At 41.9% G+C, this 17,727-nt stretch carries 14 protein-coding genes, 1 pseudogene and 1 riboswitch; of the genes and pseudogenes, 9 read left to right on the forward strand and 6 right to left on the reverse strand.

What is annotated here, in order from left to right; translation table 11 throughout:
• Positions 1-37 precede the first annotated feature (37 nt).
• Positions 38-1,621 (reverse strand): phosphoenolpyruvate carboxykinase (ATP), encoded by a 1,584-nt coding sequence (pckA, locus tag ACWJJX_RS18975; RefSeq protein WP_077722730.1) that lies wholly within the window; start codon positions 1,619-1,621, stop codon positions 38-40.
• Positions 1,622-1,818: 197 nt separating this feature from the next.
• Positions 1,819-1,958, forward strand: a riboswitch (SAM riboswitch).
• 169 nt (positions 1,959-2,127) lie between these two features.
• Between pckA and metK the strand changes: the two genes are divergently transcribed.
• The 3 genes from metK (at position 2,128) to alaP (ending at position 6,980) form a co-directional block, all read left to right on the forward strand.
• Positions 2,128-3,330: a methionine adenosyltransferase gene (gene metK / locus ACWJJX_RS18980; protein ID WP_003152253.1), complete on the forward strand. Its 1,203-nt coding sequence runs from the start codon at positions 2,128-2,130 to the stop codon at positions 3,328-3,330.
• A gap of 143 nt (positions 3,331-3,473) precedes the next feature.
• Positions 3,474-5,372, forward strand: a complete 1,899-nt coding sequence (asnB, locus tag ACWJJX_RS18985) for an asparagine synthase (glutamine-hydrolyzing) (RefSeq protein ID WP_003152255.1) — start codon at positions 3,474-3,476, stop codon at positions 5,370-5,372.
• 204 nt (positions 5,373-5,576) lie between these two features.
• On the forward strand, positions 5,577-6,980 hold the full coding sequence (gene alaP / locus ACWJJX_RS18990; RefSeq protein ID WP_014418695.1) for an alanine permease AlaP: 1,404 nt from the start codon (positions 5,577-5,579) through the stop codon (positions 6,978-6,980).
• 176 nt (positions 6,981-7,156) lie between these two features.
• On the opposite strand, the gene ACWJJX_RS18995 is transcribed toward alaP, so the two are convergent.
• Positions 7,157-7,672, reverse strand: a complete 516-nt coding sequence (locus tag ACWJJX_RS18995) for a gamma carbonic anhydrase (RefSeq protein ID WP_025853382.1) — start codon at positions 7,670-7,672, stop codon at positions 7,157-7,159.
• Between the two features lie 46 nt (positions 7,673-7,718).
• On the opposite strand from ACWJJX_RS18995, the gene ACWJJX_RS19000 reads away from it, so the two are divergent.
• The 3 genes and pseudogenes from ACWJJX_RS19000 to ACWJJX_RS19010 all read left to right on the forward strand — a co-directional run bounded on the left by ACWJJX_RS19000 (position 7,719) and on the right by ACWJJX_RS19010 (position 10,509).
• A complete protein-coding gene (locus tag ACWJJX_RS19000) occupies positions 7,719-8,498 on the forward strand; it encodes an alpha/beta hydrolase (protein ID WP_003152261.1) in 780 nt (259 codons plus the stop codon).
• A gap of 20 nt (positions 8,499-8,518) precedes the next feature.
• Positions 8,519-9,598 (forward strand): tetraprenyl-beta-curcumene synthase family protein, encoded by a 1,080-nt coding sequence (locus ACWJJX_RS19005; RefSeq protein WP_003152263.1) that lies wholly within the window; start codon positions 8,519-8,521, stop codon positions 9,596-9,598.
• A 105-nt stretch (positions 9,599-9,703) separates the two neighbouring features.
• Positions 9,704-10,509: pseudogene (locus ACWJJX_RS19010) on the forward strand (glycerophosphodiester phosphodiesterase family protein).
• 17 nt (positions 10,510-10,526) lie between these two features.
• Here the strand turns inward: ACWJJX_RS19010 and ACWJJX_RS19015 are convergent.
• From ACWJJX_RS19015 to ACWJJX_RS19030, 4 genes are all read right to left on the reverse strand, one after another.
• Entirely contained in the window at positions 10,527-10,721 is a 195-nt protein-coding gene (locus ACWJJX_RS19015) for a hypothetical protein (RefSeq protein WP_003152265.1), read from the reverse strand.
• A gap of 122 nt (positions 10,722-10,843) precedes the next feature.
• Positions 10,844-11,425 (reverse strand): tRNA (mnm(5)s(2)U34)-methyltransferase, encoded by a 582-nt coding sequence (locus ACWJJX_RS19020; protein ID WP_025853375.1) that lies wholly within the window; start codon positions 11,423-11,425, stop codon positions 10,844-10,846.
• Positions 11,422-12,390: a TIGR01212 family radical SAM protein gene (locus ACWJJX_RS19025; protein WP_003152268.1), complete on the reverse strand. Its 969-nt coding sequence runs from the start codon at positions 12,388-12,390 to the stop codon at positions 11,422-11,424. Before ACWJJX_RS19025 ends, ACWJJX_RS19020 begins: the two co-directional genes overlap by 4 nt.
• 86 nt (positions 12,391-12,476) lie before the next feature.
• The gene (locus tag ACWJJX_RS19030; protein WP_025649751.1) at positions 12,477-14,144 is read right to left on the reverse strand and encodes an MFS transporter; all 1,668 of its coding nucleotides are present in this window, start codon (positions 14,142-14,144) and stop codon (positions 12,477-12,479) included.
• A 266-nt stretch (positions 14,145-14,410) separates the two neighbouring features.
• Here ACWJJX_RS19030 and ACWJJX_RS19035 point away from each other — a divergent pair, with 266 nt between their 5' ends.
• From ACWJJX_RS19035 to ACWJJX_RS19045, 3 genes are all read left to right on the forward strand, one after another.
• Positions 14,411-15,115 carry a thioesterase II family protein gene (locus ACWJJX_RS19035; protein WP_044053549.1) on the forward strand — a complete coding sequence of 235 codons (705 nt, stop codon included), beginning with the start codon at positions 14,411-14,413 and terminating at the stop codon, positions 15,113-15,115.
• Positions 15,116-15,137: 22 nt separating this feature from the next.
• The gene (locus ACWJJX_RS19040; RefSeq protein ID WP_213403549.1) at positions 15,138-16,121 is read left to right on the forward strand and encodes a SagB/ThcOx family dehydrogenase; all 984 of its coding nucleotides are present in this window, start codon (positions 15,138-15,140) and stop codon (positions 16,119-16,121) included.
• The coding region (locus ACWJJX_RS19045; RefSeq protein WP_454023195.1) for a condensation domain-containing protein at positions 16,118-17,727 on the forward strand (1,610 nt) is incomplete at its 3' end. The genes ACWJJX_RS19040 and ACWJJX_RS19045, both read left to right, overlap by 4 nt.

Genomic DNA, 17,727 nt, shown 5'->3' on the forward strand with positions numbered 1-17,727 from the left:
CAAAAGCCGAGGGCATAAACGCCCTTGGCTTTTTTGATTACACGAGAGGTCCGCCGGCTTTGGCAATCGAGTCTGCATGGGAAAACTTTTTAAAGTTTTCTTTAAACTCATTGGCTAAAAACAGCGCTTTTTCGTTGTATGCTTGTTTATCGCTCCATGTGTTTTCAGGCTGAAGAACTTCATCCGGCACGCCCGGAACATGAACGGGACTGTGCAGGCCGAAAATGCTGTCTGCCGTCATGTCAGTCTGGTTCAGTCTGCCGTCAATAGCGGCTTTGACCATCGCTCTTGTATACGAAAGTTTCATCCGTTCTCCGACTCCGTACCCTCCGCCGGTCCAGCCTGTGTTGACCAGGAAGACTTGAACGCCGTGTTCGTCGATTTTACGCCCGAGCATTTCGGCATATACATGTGCCGGAAGCGGAAGGAACGGTGAACCGAAGCATGTCGAGAAAGTCGTTTGCGGAGATGTCACGCCGCGTTCGGTTCCCGCGAGTTTACTGGTGTAGCCGCTTAAGAAGTGATACATCGCCTGTTCCTTCGTCAGTTTGCTGATCGGAGGAAGCACGCCGAATGCGTCCGCCGTTAGAAAGACGATCGCCTGCGGATGGCCGGCAATGCTAGGCTGCACGATATTGCCGATCATCTCAATCGGATATGCGGCTCTTGTGTTTTCCGTGTAGAAGGAATTGTCGTAATCCGCTTCACCCGTTTTTTCATCAAGCACGACATTCTCAAGAACAGACCCGAAGCGGATCGCACGAAAAATCTGCGGTTCTTTTTCCTCGCTCAGATTGATACATTTAGCGTAACATCCGCCTTCAATGTTGAAAACGCCGGAATCTGACCAGCCGTGCTCGTCATCTCCGATCAGTTTGCGGTCCGCATCGGCTGAAAGCGTCGTTTTCCCTGTGCCGGAAAGGCCGAAAAACAGGGCGACATCACCTTTTTCACCGACGTTGGCTGAACAGTGCATCGGCAGTATATCCTGCTGCGGAAGCAGGAAGTTCATAATGGAAAATATTGATTTTTTCATTTCTCCGGCGTATTCGGTGCCGCCGATTAAAATGACGCGCTTTTCGAAAGAGACAATGATAAATGTTTCCGAATGCGTGCCGTCCGTCTCCGGGTCTGCTTTAAAATGCGGAGCTGAGAGAATGGTGAAAGGCTGCGCTTGCGGGTCTCTTTCATCCGTTTCCGGTCTGATAAACAGCTGGCGCGCGAATAAATTGTGCCACGCAAATTCATTTACGACCGTAATCGGCAGTCTGTATTTTTCATCCGCTCCCGCGAATCCTTCAAACACAAACAGTTCATCCCGCTGTTTTAAGTAGCTGACGACTTTGGCGTACAGCTTTTCAAACGCCTCTTCAGAAATGGGCTGATTCACCGCGCCCCAATCAATTTGATTTTCTGTGCTTTGTTCACGGACGATAAATTTATCTTTAGGTGACCGGCCTGTATATGCGCCGGTGGTGGCGCGTACGGCGCCCGTTGATGTCAGCGTTCCTTCATTTCGGCTGATTACTTTTTCGGTAAGTTTTGGAGCCGATAAATTATGATGCACATTCGGACTTGCAAGTAATGCTTGAAGATCTGCGGTTAAATCAACTAATTTCATAAAAACCTTCCTTTGCCGGTTTATTTGTATTTCGCTGAATGTGGAATTAGTATAACATATATCTGAAAATAGTCTATACTATTTGCGGTTTTTTGTTTGTGTTTTTCCATTGCTTCCCGAAATAAAGGCGCGCAATCGCTTTAATTCATATTGACACTTTCCGCCCTTTTACGATAAGATATTTCATTGAGCGGATACTCTTATCCCGAGCTGGCGGAGGGACAGGCCCGATGAAGCCCAGCAACCGGTTTCTCTGTAAAAAAGCAGGTGAAAACACTGTGGGAAACCAAGGTGCTAACCTGATGCAAGGTTTAATATTTTCCTTGAGCGATAAGAGTGAAAGGCACACAGACCAAACCCTTTCCTCGAGTGGAAAAGGTTTTTTTATTTCATAAAATATGCCAATTAACATTCTCTGATATAGTATGACATTGTATTAAGAGGGAGCGAGTTCCGTATCATATGAGAAGGTCTTGCAAAAGATCTTTTTTCAGGAGGAAAAGTGAATGAGTAAAAACCGTCGACTATTTACATCTGAATCTGTTACTGAGGGTCATCCGGACAAAATCTGTGACCAAATTTCTGACAGTATCTTAGATGAGATTTTAAAAAATGACCCGAACGCGCGCGTGGCCTGCGAAACATCTGTAACGACAGGACTTGTGCTGGTAAGCGGAGAGATTACTACATCAACATACGTTGACATTCCGAAAACAGTCCGTGAAACGATTAAAGAAATCGGCTACACACGCGCCAAATACGGATTTGATGCGGAGACTTGCGCTGTTTTAACATCAATTGATGAACAGTCTGCGGATATCGCAATGGGTGTCGATCAGGCTCTTGAAGCGCGTGAAGGCACAATGAGCGATGCTGAAATCGAAGCAATCGGAGCGGGAGACCAAGGCCTGATGTTCGGTTATGCGTGTAACGAAACGAAAGAGCTTATGCCGCTTCCGATCTCTTTGGCGCATAAATTAGCCCGCCGTTTGAGCGAAGTCCGCAAAGAAGACATTCTTCCGTACCTTCGCCCTGACGGCAAAACGCAAGTTACCGTTGAATATGATGAAAACAACAAGCCGGTCCGCATCGACGCGATCGTCATTTCAACTCAGCACCACCCGGAAATTACGCTTGAGCAGATTCAGCGCAATCTGAAAGAGCATGTCATTAACCCTGTTGTGCCTGAGGAACTGATCGATGAAGAAACAAAATACTTCATCAACCCTACGGGACGTTTCGTAATCGGCGGACCTCAAGGTGATGCGGGTCTTACCGGCCGTAAAATCATCGTTGACACATACGGCGGATATGCACGTCACGGCGGCGGCGCATTCTCCGGTAAGGATGCGACGAAGGTAGACCGTTCTGCGGCATACGCTGCGAGATACGTAGCGAAAAACATCGTGGCAGCAGGTCTTGCTGATTCTTGTGAAGTGCAGCTTGCATACGCGATCGGCGTGGCACAGCCTGTTTCTATTTCCATCAATACATTTGATACAGGAAAAGCTTCTGAAGAAAAACTGATCGAAGTCGTACGGAATAACTTCGACCTGAGACCTGCCGGCATTATTAAAATGCTTGATCTGCGCCGCCCGATCTATAAGCAGACAGCTGCTTACGGCCACTTCGGACGTCATGATGTAGATCTTCCTTGGGAGCGTACTGACAAGGCGGATGCGCTTCGCAAAGAAGCACTAGGAGAATAATTTTATAGCCGCTTACTTAAGCGGCTTTCCCTTTTTGTAGATGCTGCCATGCTTATTTTTTACATAGCGTGAAACCAATGGCGTAACAAAGCGTCTATAAAAAGGGGGTCCAATTAGAAAATTACACTTATGGAGGCTATACTATGTGTGGATTTGTCGGTGTTTTTAATAAGCATCCATTAACTCAAACCGCAGATCAAGAAGAGCTAATCAAACAAATGAACCAAATGATCGTTCACCGCGGTCCTGACAGCGATGGGTATTATCATGATGAGCACGTCGGATTCGGCTTCAGACGGCTCAGTATTATTGACGTAGAAAACGGCGGACAGCCTTTATCATATGAAGACGAAAAATATTGGATCATTTTTAACGGCGAAATCTATAACTACATTGAATTGAGAGAAGAGCTTGAAGCGAAAGGCTACACTTTCAATACAGATTCCGATACCGAAGTGCTCCTTGCGACATACCGTCATTATAAAGAAGAAGCCGCTTCAAAGCTTCGCGGAATGTTTGCGTTTTTAATCTGGAACAAGGCTGACCGCGTCATGTACGGCGCGAGAGACCCGTTCGGAATTAAACCGCTGTATTACACAACCATCGGGGACAAAGTATATTTTGCATCTGAAAGAAAGAGTTTAATGGCCGCTCAAAACGGTATTGATCTTGATACAGCTTCTTTACAGCAATATATGTCTTTCCAATTCGTTCCTGAACCGAGCACGCTTGACGCTGAAGTAAAAAAAGTCGAGCCGGGCAGCCAGTTTACGATCCGCCCGGAAGGCGACATCGCGTTTAAAACATATTTCAAAGCGAACTTTAAGCCTGTTCAGTCTGATGAAGATAAATTGGTGAAAGAAGTCAGAGACGCAATCTTTGACTCTGTCAAAGTTCACATGAGAAGTGACGTTCCTGTCGGTTCGTTTCTATCCGGCGGTATCGACTCTTCTTTTATCGTCTCAGTTGCGAAAGAATTTCACCCGAGCCTTAAAACATTTTCCGTCGGTTTTGAGCAGCAGGGCTTCAGTGAAGTTGACGTAGCGAAGGAAACGGCTGCCGCGCTCGGGATTGAAAATATAAGCAAAGTCATTTCTCCTGAGGAGTATATGAATGAGCTTCCGAAAATCGTCTGGCACTTTGATGACCCGCTTGCAGATCCGGCGGCGATTCCTTTGTACTTTGTCGCGAAAGAAGCGAAAAAGCATGTAACGGTTGCATTATCCGGGGAAGGCGCGGACGAGCTGTTCGGCGGGTACAATATTTACCGCGAACCGCTGTCGCTTAAACCGTTTGAACGCATTCCGTCCGGTCTGAAAAAAATGCTTCTTCATGTGGCGTCCGTCATGCCTGAAGGAATGAGAGGGAAAAGCCTCTTAGTCCGCGGCTGCACACCGCTTGAGGAGCGCTATATCGGTAATGCGAAGATTTTTGAAGAGCCCGTGAAAAAACAGCTGCTCAAACATTACAATCCAGAGCTTTCATACCGTGATGTCACGAAGCCGTACTTTACGGAAAGCCGTTCATACAGCGACATTAATAAAATGCAGTATGTTGACATCCATACGTGGATGCGCGGCGACATCCTGTTAAAGGCTGACAAAATGACGATGGCCAACTCATTGGAACTGCGCGTGCCGTTCCTTGATAAAGTCGTGTTTGACGTGGCCTCTAAAATTCCGGATGAACTGAAAACGAAAAACGGCACGACGAAATACCTTCTGCGCAAAGCTGCTGAAGGGGTAGTGCCTGATCATGTGCTTAACCGCAAAAAACTCGGCTTCCCTGTGCCGATCCGCCACTGGCTGAAAAATGAAATGAACGAATGGGTTCGCAACATCATTCGTGAAAGTGAAACAGATGCTTATATTGAAAAGGATTATGTCCTTCAGCTTCTGGAAGATCATTGTGCCGACAGAGCGGACAACAGCCGCAAAATCTGGACCGTGCTGATCTTCATGATCTGGCACAGCATCAATGTCGAGAAAAGATTGGTGCCGGAAGAGCTGAATCATCAGCCGAAAGAAGTCATTTTCGTTTAATCCAAAGGGGCTTTCGATGTTATCGAAAGCCTTTTTTTTATTGTTTTTTGTAAACCGTCTATTCCGCTCTGTTTTCGACAAAGTATTACGCAATATTCAGAAAAAGGTTATAATAGGACTAATCGGGTAGATTCCGGAAAGAGTTTTCTGGCTATTTCGTCTCGGTTTGTTGTTTCTTTGTCAAAATCAGGGGGAGGGAGAGTTATGCAAAACAAAGAAAAAACGCTTCACCGCGGCTTGGAAGAGCGGCATATCTCGCTTATGTCGTTGGGCGCCGCGATTGGAGTCGGGCTGTTTCTCGGGTCAGCTTCTGCCATAAAGCTTGCCGGGCCGGGGATTTTAGCCGCTTACGCCTGCAGCGGACTGATTATGTTTTTTATTATGCGGGCATTGGGGGAAATGGCGATTCAAAAGCCTGTAGCCGGCTCGTTCAGCCGGTATGCCAGAGATTATCTCGGTCCGCTTGCCGGGTTTTTAACGGGCTGGAATTATTGGTTTTTATGGGTCGTTACCTGCATGGCGGAAATCACCGCGGTCGGCATTTATATGGGCTACTGGTTCCCTGACGTGCCGTCATGGATCTGGGCGCTTTGTGCACTCGTCATTATGACGGCTGTCAACTTTCTGGCGGTCAAAGCGTACGGTGAGCTTGAATTCTGGTTTGCACTCATTAAAGTATTGGCGATTCTGTCAATGATCGCGATCGGTCTGGTGATGATCGTATTCGGTCTCGGAAACGGAGGCGTTGCGCTCGGAATCAGCAATTTATGGAGCCACGGCGGCTTTTTCCCGAATGGGATTAAAGGGGTGCTGCTGTCGCTTCAGATGGTCATGTTTGCCTATCTCGGGATTGAGCTGATCGGTGTCACAGCCGGTGAGGTCAAAAATCCGGAAAAATCACTGGCGCGGGCCATAGATACTGTTTTTTGGCGCATTCTCATTTTTTACGTCGGAGCTTTGTTTGTCATTATGTCAATTTATCCGTGGCAGGAAATTGGTTCAGGCGGGAGCCCGTTTGTTTTGACATTTGAAAAAATCGGAATACCAGCTGCAGCCGGAATCATTAATTTTGTCGTATTGACGGCGGCTCTTTCTTCCTGCAACAGCGGGATCTTCAGCACGGGGCGTATGCTGTTCAATCTGGCGGAACAAAATGAAGCGCCTAAAGCATACGGTACGGTCACAAAAGGCGGTGTGCCGGGAAAAGCGGTATTGGTTTCAGCGGGTGCGTTATGCATCGGCGTTTTGCTGAACTACGTGGTGCCGGCGAAAGTGTTTACGTGGGTGACGAGCATTGCGACGTTCGGAGCAATTTGGACATGGTCGATTATTTTGCTTTCCCAAATGAAATACCGTAAAAGCTTACAGCCGGAACAACGGAAAAAACTCAAATATAAAATGCCTTTATACCCCTTTTCCTCATATATCTCGCTGGCATTTCTGGCTTTTGTCGTTGTGCTGATGGCTTTTGATGCAGAGACCAGGGTGGCCGTCATCATCGGTCCTGTCTGGTTCGGCATATTATTAGCCGCCTATTACGGGAAAGGTTTCCATAAAAGAAAAGACATAGATCTGGAAAACGGACAGACATTCGCCGAAAAAGCGTAAAAAAAGAGCCCGGGACATGGGCTCTTTTTTTCATAGGATCGGGCCGGCGGGGGAAGAATAAAACAAATTCCTGAACATTTTGCTTCTATTTCCTGACAATCGGGAGAATGCAAATGGTTTTTACTTAAATAATATTTTGAAAAATGGTACAGTAGTAAAACAAAGCTGATCTATTTTTATTTCTCTTGCATTGTTTTATAGTATCGGCCTTTTTCAACATATTCCGTTCTGATTCTTTCCATGTCCCGTATGTCTTCTTCTGTCAGCCGGCGGATAACCTTTGCGGGCCGGCCGAACGCAAGACAGCCGGGAGGAATGGTTTTGCCCGGAGGAACGAGACTTCCGGCGCCGATAAACGCGCCTTCTCCGATTTCCGCCCCGTCAAGAATGACGGAGCCCATACCGATTAAAGCATTCTTTCTGATGATTGCGCTGTGCAGTGTAACCTGATGGCCGATCGTGACGTCATCTTCAATAAGAAGCGGGCGGTTCGGGCTTTGATGCAGACAGCTCAAGTCTTGTATGCTGACTCTTTTTCCGATCCTTGTCGGCGCAACATCCCCCCGGATGACTGCCGAGAACCAAATGCTCGATTGTTCTCCGATCACGACGTCGCCCGTTATGACGGCGTTATCCGCAATGAACGCTTCAGGATGTATGTCAGGCGTAAATTGTTTATAAGGGTAGATTATCATGTCTCATCCTTCTTTCTCTAAATTTATGTAAGAGGTGAACTGCATGTGGACTTGGAAAGCAGACAGGCCCGTCGGTACCATTGTCATTATCCACGGGGCAAGCGAATACCACGGGCGTTATAAATGGCTCGTTGAAATGTGGAGATCTTCCGGATATAACGTGGTGATGGGCGATTTGCCCGGTCAGGGAACGTCGACCCGCGCCAGAGGGCATATTCGCTCTTTCCAAGAATACATTGATGAAGTAGATATATGGATTGATAAAGCGAGAACGCTTGAAGCGCCCGTTTTCCTTTTAGGCCACAGCATGGGCGGACTGATTGCGATAGAATGGTTTAAGCAGCAGAGAAATCCCCGCATTACGGCACTCATTTTATCATCACCTTGTCTGGGTCTGCAAATAAAAGTCAATAAAGTCCTTGATTTTGCGTCTAAAGGACTGAACGTCCTCGCTCCGTCCCTCAGAGTGGATTCCGGCTTATCACCTGATATGGCAACGAGGAATGCGGATATGATTGAAGCGGATCAAAACGATTCTTTATATGTCACGAAGGTATCCGTAAGATGGTACAGAGAGCTTTTAAAAACCATTGATGCCGCTATGGTGCCGACTGATGCGTTTTTAAAGGTGCCGCTTTTGCTTATGCAGGGCGGTGATGACAAAATCGTCGATAAAATGAAGGTCCGCAAATGGTTTTCCGGTGTGGCTTCCCATAATAAATCGTATCGGGAATGGGAAGGGCTTTATCATGAAATTTTTAATGAACCGGAAAGAGAAACTGTGTTTAAGGCGGCAAAAGCCTTTACAGATCAGTATATTTGAATTCGCTGGGGGTGCATATGTTGACAGTACCGGAACATCCTTTTAACCTTATGGCAAAAGTGTATCGGGAAATTTTTCCGCTCGTTCATCAGGAATTGAACATGTGGCGGGAAAAATCAGATTCCATTAAAAATACCGAACTGCGGCAGCAGGCGGCCGCAAGTATCCGCGATAAATCGTTTCATTGTGAAGGCGGCGGCATTTTAGCCTTGCTTTCGGGAGAACAAAAACAGAAATGCGTGCAATTTATCATCGCGTATCAGACAATCAGTGATTATCTGGACAATCTGTGCGACCGCAGCACCTCGCTTGATCCGGAGGACTTCCGCATGCTTCATCTTTCCATGCGTGACGCGCTGACGGTCGGTGCCGAGGTGCGGCCGTACTATCAGTACAGAGAGGAGCGGGATGACGGCGGTTATCTTCATGAGCTGGTCAGAACATGCCAGCGGGTGCTCGGGTCAATAGAACATTACGGTATCATTAAACCTTATTTGCTTGAGCTGTGTGATTATTATTGCGATCTTCAGGTTCATAAGCATGTCGTTGAACATGAACGCGTTCCGAGGCTTAAAGCCTGGTTTGAGCAGTACCGGTCACAGCTTCCGGAAATGGAGTGGTTTGAGTTCTCGGCCTGCGCCGGATCGACGCTAGGCATTTTCTGTCTCGTTGCTTACTCATTCCAGCCTGATTTTAACGAACATACCGCTGAGAAAATCCGCAGCAGTTATTTTCCGTACATACAAGGGCTGCACATACTGCTCGATTATTTAATTGACCAGGAAGAAGATCTGCTTGAAGGCGATCTGAATTTCTGTACGTATTATCAGTCTCATGAAGAAATGATGCAGAGACTGCAGCATTTTATTGAAAAAGCGGATGAACATTTGCAAGGCATTCCGCATGAAAATTTTCACCGGCTGATCAACAGGGGGCTGCTCGGTGTCTATTTATCCGATGACAAAGTCGCCGGCCAAAAAGAAATGGGCCGCCTCGCGCGAAAGCTGATCAGGGCAAGCGGAAAAACGTCATTTTTCTTTTATATCAACGGAAGAGCCTACCGCAAATTTCAGAAGATGGCTTGGACGAAAAGTTCGTAATGGGTGAACTGCGCCTCTCGTGTACATCATGACGGCGCAGTTTTTTATTTATGATGTGAAGAATGAAACATTGTGTGCGCCTGCAGAATATGATACTTTAATTTTATGAAAAAATTAAAGTATTTAGCGGTCATAGCATTACTTTCCATTTCCGGAGGCTGCTCCGTCACCCATGCTTCCGCCGGCTATCATCCTGTCTTGATAGCGCACAGGGGCTCTTCTGCGATTGAGCCGGAACATACCGCTTTGTCTTATGCACGTGCGATTAAAGACAAAGCAGATTATATTGAGATAGACTTACGGGAGACGAAGGACAGCCGTCTGATTGCAATTCACGATAAAACGGTAGATCGGACAACAGATGGTAAAGGGATGACAGATGATCTGTCTTTGGCTCAGATTAAGAAACTGAATGCGGGAAAAGGAGAAAAGATTTTAACATTAGAAGAAATCATCCAGAAATTCGGACAAACTGCCAATTACTATATTGAGACAAGAGCAACGGCAGCCTGGTGATGGAAAAGAAACTGATTGACATATTACAAAAACATAAGCTGATTTCCAGCCATAAAGCAGTCATTGAGTCTTTTAGCGGGAAGAGCTTAAAGAAAGTTCGTTCTATGAATAAAAAAGTTCCTCTTGTTCGATTATTAAAAGATCACGAGGCTGAGGAGATAAATGATAAGCAGCTGCAAACCATCAGAACGTATGCTGATACAGTCGGAATCAACGCCAAATTGGCAAATGAAGCAGTCGTGAAGCGCATTCATCACAATAAGATGAAAGTGCACGTGTTTTTTGATAAGGAAGACGAGCATACGCTGACGCCTATTATGCTGAAACAAAAAGCAGATGGTGTCTTTACGAACAATCCCGCTTATACACGCAGCGTGCTGCAAAACAGTAAATAAAAAGAGACATGCGCATTTTACGCTGTCTCTTTTTTTAACGGTTTCTTTTTTGCCGCAAGGTGCATTGCGAATTTGCCGATCAGCCCGATGACAAAAAATGCAGCAAACCACCAGTAATAGGTTTTCGCGAACTCAAATCCTAAATGTCTTGATAAAATGATGACAAACATTACATAGGGAACACTTGAAAATATGATGCGAAGAATATTCAAACTGCCGCTCCTCCCAGATGTTACGCTTAAAAGATGAACTTTTTTCCATTATTGCATAGTAATTGATTTTTCTTGAAAAGTAAACACAAAAAGAATCGGCCCGCTTATGACAGGCCCATTCTTTATTTGCCGGCAGATTTCTTTTCAATCGCTATAATAAACGGCGGGTCGTTTTGCTGGTTGAGAAAGCCGTAGCTCAGCACGCGGGCTTTTTCCTGATCAAGATTGCTGCAGTATTCCAGTAATGCACTTTTTTCCGTCTTGCCTTCAGGATGCCCGTGGTACACAACGAGAACGATCAGCCCGTTCTCCTTCAGCAGTTCAAGGAGCTGTTCGATCGCGGAAATGGTTGAGTGACCGTTTGTCGTAATGCTTTTATCGCCGCCTGGCAGATAGCCGAGATTAAAGACGGCGCAAGCCACACGACCGTGCGCATCTTCAGGCAGCGATGCCTTTATTTGATCATGGCTTTTATGGTGAAGCGTGACGCGCGGGCCGAAGTCGGCACCGAGCCGCTCCTTCGTTTTAGCGAGTGCGTCCGCTTGAATATCAAAGGCATGGACATGTCCTGTCTCACCGACAAGGCCGGCCAGAAAATATGTATCATGTCCGTTGCCCATCGTCGCGTCAACCGTGATATCACCTTCCTGTGCGGCGGACTTCAGCAATTCTTTACTGAAAGGGAGGATGTGCATCAAGGTCATAGGGCGGTCTCCTCCCCGGTCTTTCTGAAGAGCTTTCCTTGATAGCTTCCCCGTGTTTCCAGCTCTTTTTGAATGGCGCCCAGTACTTCCCACTTATTGACGCTCCACATCGGCCCGACCATTAATTCGATCGGCCCGTCTCCCGTAATGCGGTGAACGATCATTTCCGGGGGAATGATTTCGAGCTGATCACATACAAGACTTACATATTCTTCTTGAGAAAGGAACTCCAGCTTTCCTTTTTCATATTGCTTCACCATCGGTGTGCCTTTTAATAAGTGAAGCAGGTGAATTTTAATGCCTTGCACATCCAAATCAGCGACGGCTTTGGCCGTCTCCATCATCATGTCCCTGTTTTCAAGCGGAAGCCCGTTAATGATATGGGAACAAACGCGGATGCCGTGTTTTCTCAGTTTATTGACACCCTCAACATAGCAGTCAAAATCATGGGCGCGGTTGATCAGGAGTGCGGTCCGTTCATGCACGGTCTGCAGCCCGAGTTCAACCCACAAATAGGTCCGCTCATTCAGTTCTGCCAAATATTCCACGACATCGTCCGGCAGGCAGTCCGGACGGGTGGCGATAGACATGCCGACAACGCCGTCAAGCTTGAGGACGGATTCAAATTTTTCACGCAGCTCCTCTACCGGGGCATGCGTATTCGTGAACGCCTGGAAATATGCGATATATTTGCCGTCTTTCCACTTTTCGTGCATACGGTTTTTGATATCGTGAAATTGCGTGAGTAAGTCATCGGCCCGGTTGCCGGCAAAATCGCCGGAGCCCGCCGCGCTGCAGAATGTGCAGCCGCCGTGTGCAACCGTGCCGTCCCGATTCGGGCAGTCAAAACCGCCGTCAAGCGCGACTTTAAACACTTTATGCCCGAAATGCTCCCGCAGATGATAATTTAATGTATGGTACCGTTTTTCCGTATTTGAATAAGGAAAAGGGTTATTCTCGTTCAATGTTCAAAAAGCCTCCCTCACATCAGATGCATCCTAAAATTGTAGCATGAATGATGGAGCGGAACAATGAAACAATTATGGAACGGTCAAGGCGTAATATCTACCTGGTTTTTCTGTTGTTGTTTTAATCGTTTTGGAGAAATATCACTGAACAATGCAAAAATAATTCCTAAAATAAGAATTACACTGCCTACTTTGAATGTATTATTAAAACTGTCACTTATTTTTTCATTATATAAATTTGAAATTTTTTTCTGGATAGCGATAACTTCCTTCTTTTGAGTATTGAAACTTTTTTGTACCTTTTCTTTATATGGATCCGGGGTTATAGAAAGAATTTCTTCCTCTTTTTTGTTTAATTCAGCAATACTTTTTCTTCGATCGAAACCTTTACTGTCTGAATGCTTTAAGTGAGTTATTATCTCGTTTTTTGCATTTTTATCAAAAACCTGATTGTTTTCCACAATTGTTATGGCTTCTTTTTTTGCAGAAGCTGTGTGATCATTTATATTCATTGTAAGCACAGATGTAAGTATGGCAATGCCTAGCGCTTGTCCAACTGTCCGCATCATATTAAGAATACCTGAGGCAATACCTACTTTCTCAGGAGGAATAAGCCGTATCCCTGAACTCATTGCCGGTCCTATCACAAGCCCTAAAGCTAAGCCGGTCAAACATAACAGAATAATTACCGTTGTTACAGAACTGTCGTATCGTATGTATCCATATAAATATGTTGTGATTGTTAAACCGAGCATACCTAGACCCGAAAGCCAAATGCCCCCGAGTTTATCAGATAGCTTTCCAGAAAGTACAGAGGTAAACATAGATGATAGAGCTAATGTAGAAACAATTAACCCCGCTTCTAATTCAGTTTTTCCCATTAAATTCGTGAGGAGTAAAGTAATAATAAGGGTACCGCTTGTTAATCCAAGGCCCTGCATAAAGAGGGTGAAAGAACTGAAACTAAACGTACGTATCTTCAGCATGGATAAGGGAATCATCGGGTTTTTAATTTTAGATTCAATAAAGAAAAACAAACAGAATAATAATACAGAGATTACAAAAAGAGAGATAATTAATGGTGATGACCAGCCTAAATCAGATACTTTTGCAAAGCCAAAGGTTAAACAGAAGAGAGCTCCGGATAAAATAAGAATCCCCATGTAATCAATTTTTTTACTCACTGTTTCATCATAACTCTCAGTAATAAAAAATGCTGCTAAAAAAAGAGAAATCAGGCCTAAAGGAATATTTATGAAGAAGATAGCTTGCCAATTAAAGTTTTCAGTTAATAATCCTCCAAGTACAGGTCCTAAAGTAGCTGCTAATCCTGAGAAAGCCCCCCAGATTCCAATGATCAATCCTTTTTTATTTTGAGGAACGATGGCCAAAGCAATAGGCATTGTAACTGGCACAATGAAAGCAGCAGATAATCCCTGAATCACTCTAATTGTGATAAGCATTTCAATTGAAGTGCTCAAACAGGCAATAACTGATGTCAAAATAAAAAGTGCTAATCCAAACATAAAAGCTTTTTTTCTTCCAAAATGGTCTGCCAGCTTTGATGCACCTACTAATAAAACTGCAAAAGCTAAAGTATAACCTGTAGCCACCCAAGCTACTTGAGAAAGGTTGCTCGAAAAGTAATCCAGCATCTTAGGTAATGCAATATTTACTATAGTGGTGTCCATTACCGAAATGAATGTACCTAATAATAATGCAGATAACATAATTAATTTTTTGAAATTCAATATACTTACATCTCCTTTTAGAACATAATCTAATTAAAACTTTGACGTATGTCTAAAAAACATAATAAGAAAAAAAATCATTGGTGTCAATATTATTCATAATATGTATTTTAGACCCAATATATTATAAAATAACAAATGTATTAAGATAACCATTACTTTGAATCTATTAAAATTCCAAATTAATACTTTACAAATAGACAATAATTCCTTATTATTATTTAAAAGTTGGTTTTTCATGGGTTTTTTTGAAAAAGGAGGAGCTAATGACCTATCCAATTAAACTTTTTTGCATTCCGCATGCTGGAGGATTGTCAAGTATTTATAGTGACTGGAGTAACTCAGTTGGACCAGAAATTGAACTAATACCTGTTGAGCTAGCAGGAAGAGGCTCTAGATTTTCTGAAAAGTCCTACAAAACAATAAATCAGGCTATAGATGACATTACAGAATTAATATTAAGAAAGTGTGATAATAAGTGCTATGCGATTTACGGCCATAGTATGGGTGCATATATATCTTATGAAGTAATACTTAAATTAATGAAGGTTACAGATAATCTTCCTCAGCATTTATTTGTATCTGGAAAAGGCGCACCTTATTTAACTAAGGAAACATTTATAAGCGGTCTTCCTGATAAACAAGTTATTCAATGGTTAAACAAATTAGGAGGGATTCCCAAGGATCTTATCGAGAATTATGAACTAATGAAACTATTTCTTCCAGTAATAAGAAATGATTATAAACTAATAGAAAGTTACAACCACAATATTAAAAAAAAATTATCAAATGTTACATTAACTGTTTTAACAGGCAAGTTTGACGAATCATTAACTATAAGAGAAGTTGAAGGGTGGAAAGAATATTCAGAAAAAAAGGTTGATGTATACCAGATTAACGGAGGGCATTTTTTTATTAATGAATCCGTTACAGAAGTTATATCAATTATTAAAGATAAATTATTAGTTTAAGTTTAGTATGGAGGTTTTTAACGTGAAAAAATACTTTTGGGCTCCTCATGTTCACTGGAGAAATGAAAATAACCATATTATTATTAATGATTTTCAATTTAGAGGGAAAGTAGTTGATCTTTTTCCTGATATTTATTTTCATTTTCAAAAAGGCATTTCTTTAAGCGAAATATATGTTATTTTTAAAGACTTTAATCCAAAAATTTTAAAAATGTTTCTAAAAGATTTAATACGTAATAGAGTTTTAGTTTGCAATGTAAGCACACCGACAGAGCTTTTCGAAACGCAAAACAAATTTGTTTATCAAGAATATGATGAGGAGTTTTTTTTATATAAAGAAAATATAGAATCTTATAAGAAGAAACAATTAACTAGGTTTATGTCAAAGAATACTCTTCAATCATTTGATTTAGAGGAATGTTCAGATTTGCCCTCTGTAGTTCAAAATAGAAAAAGTACTAGGAATTTTGATACTAGTAAAATAATGAATTTTTCTAAGTTTAGTCGTTTGTTAAATGTCTTTAAACAGTCTCCAATTCAAGAGGGTATTAAATATTTCTACCCAAGTGCAGGAGGACTGTATCCTGTCAACATATATTTGTATATTAAAGATGGGAGAGTCGAAAATCTTGAGGAAGGGGTATATTTTTATAACCCTCACAGTCACTCTATCAATTTACTTAATAGAGTAAAACTGGCTGAAAAAAAATATCATTATTTTATAAACCACAGTGCATTTAATACTTCGAATTTCTCTATCTTTTTCACTCTTGATTGTGATGTAATCATGCCCAAATATAAGGGGACAGGGTATTACTATGGTATTCTCGAATGTGGTGTTATGTCAGCTACATTGGCTAATATAGCAGAATATTTTGATGTTGGATCGTGCTCCATAGGAGAAATAGACTTCGATAAAATTAAAGATGAATTTAATTTGAATAGCAATGAAATCTATTTACATTCGGTAGAGGTAGGACTAAAGAACAAGGAGGTAAATCATTGATTAATAACACGCTAGTAACGAGTAATAAGTTTAAAGAGATTTCTAACTTTATAATAAAAAAAATTCGTGAATTAAGTAAAGATGATTCAGTTGATTTAAGAACTAATATTTTTGATTATCAAATATCTTCTATGAATATATTAAAATTACTTGGAGCCATTGAAGATACATATAATATAAATATTGAATTTTATGATTATATTGACAACCCAGATGTACTGTCATTTTGTCAAGTTGTATATGAAAAGTTTCAGTTATTAGATAATAAAAAAGAGAATAATACAATACATTTATTAAACGATGAAGAAAATACCTATAAAGAATTTGATCTTACAAATGTTCAAGTTGCTTATTTATCTGGAAGAGACAAGCAATTTGAACTAGGGGGAACTTCCACTCATGCTTTTGTAGAATTTGAGGCTGAACTAGATATTGAAAAATTCAATAAAAGTTTACAAGCTGTGATAGAGCGTCAACACATGCTACGTGCAGTTTTTTTATCAAATGGTAAGCAAAAAATACTTGAACACGTACCGAATTATAAATTAGCTATTCAAGATGTGAGTTATCTTAAAAAATCAGACCAAGAAGACAAAATATTAGAAGCAAGAAAAGTAACTAACGAACGAATATTCGATCCATACCAATGGCCATTGTTTGAATTTAAAGCTTTAAAAATCAGTGATAATCTATATAGAATATTCTTTGATATCGATATGTTAATAGCAGATGGAGCTAGTATCCAGCTTTTATTTAAAGAGATATCTGAATTGTACAATGGAAAGATTCAAGAGCCTTTAGAAGTATCCTATAGAGATTATATGTTAGCTTATAAAAAATTAAAGGAAAATCATAAATATCAGAATGACAAGGAATATTGGTTAAATAAACTTAAAGGTTTTCCTTCAACACCAGCTCTGCCAGTAAAAGTAGATATAACATGTATAAAAAAACCTACTTTTAAAAGAAAGAAAAAAATTATTGAGAAAAGAAATTGGAATCAATTTGTGAATTTATGCTCTCAGAAGAATATTAGACCTAGTATACTACTTTTGGCTATTTATTCAAAAGTGTTGTCTAAATGGAGTAATCAGCAGAATATTGCGTTAAACACTACATTATTTAAAAGAAGACCTTTGCATAAGCAAATTAATAACGTTATAGGCGATTTTACAGAAATTATGATATTTGATGTATGCTTCAATAATTTAAATCATTTTTGGGAAGAAGTAAAAAATATTCAGGATAACTTCTTTAAATGCCTATCACATAATGATTTTGATGGAATAGAGTTTACCAGAGAATACTGTGAATTTAATGATATAGATAGAAGGAAAGCTGTTTTTCCGATTGTTTTTACAAGTATGTTATTTGAGAACGAATTAAACTATTTAGATTCTCTAGGAGTTTTTATAGAGAGTATCAGTCAGACATCACAAGTTTATCTGGATCATCAAGTGATAGAGCTCAATGATGGAGTCATGCTTAGCTGGGACTATGTTTCAGAGGCTTTTGAAAATGACGTAATTGAGTCAATGTTTGAGGAATATACCCACATTATTGACCAATTAACGTCCGGTGAGATGATGTCTTCTGAAGACACAGC

It is taken from the genome of Bacillus sp. YH3-2-B2 (assembly GCF_053663335.1).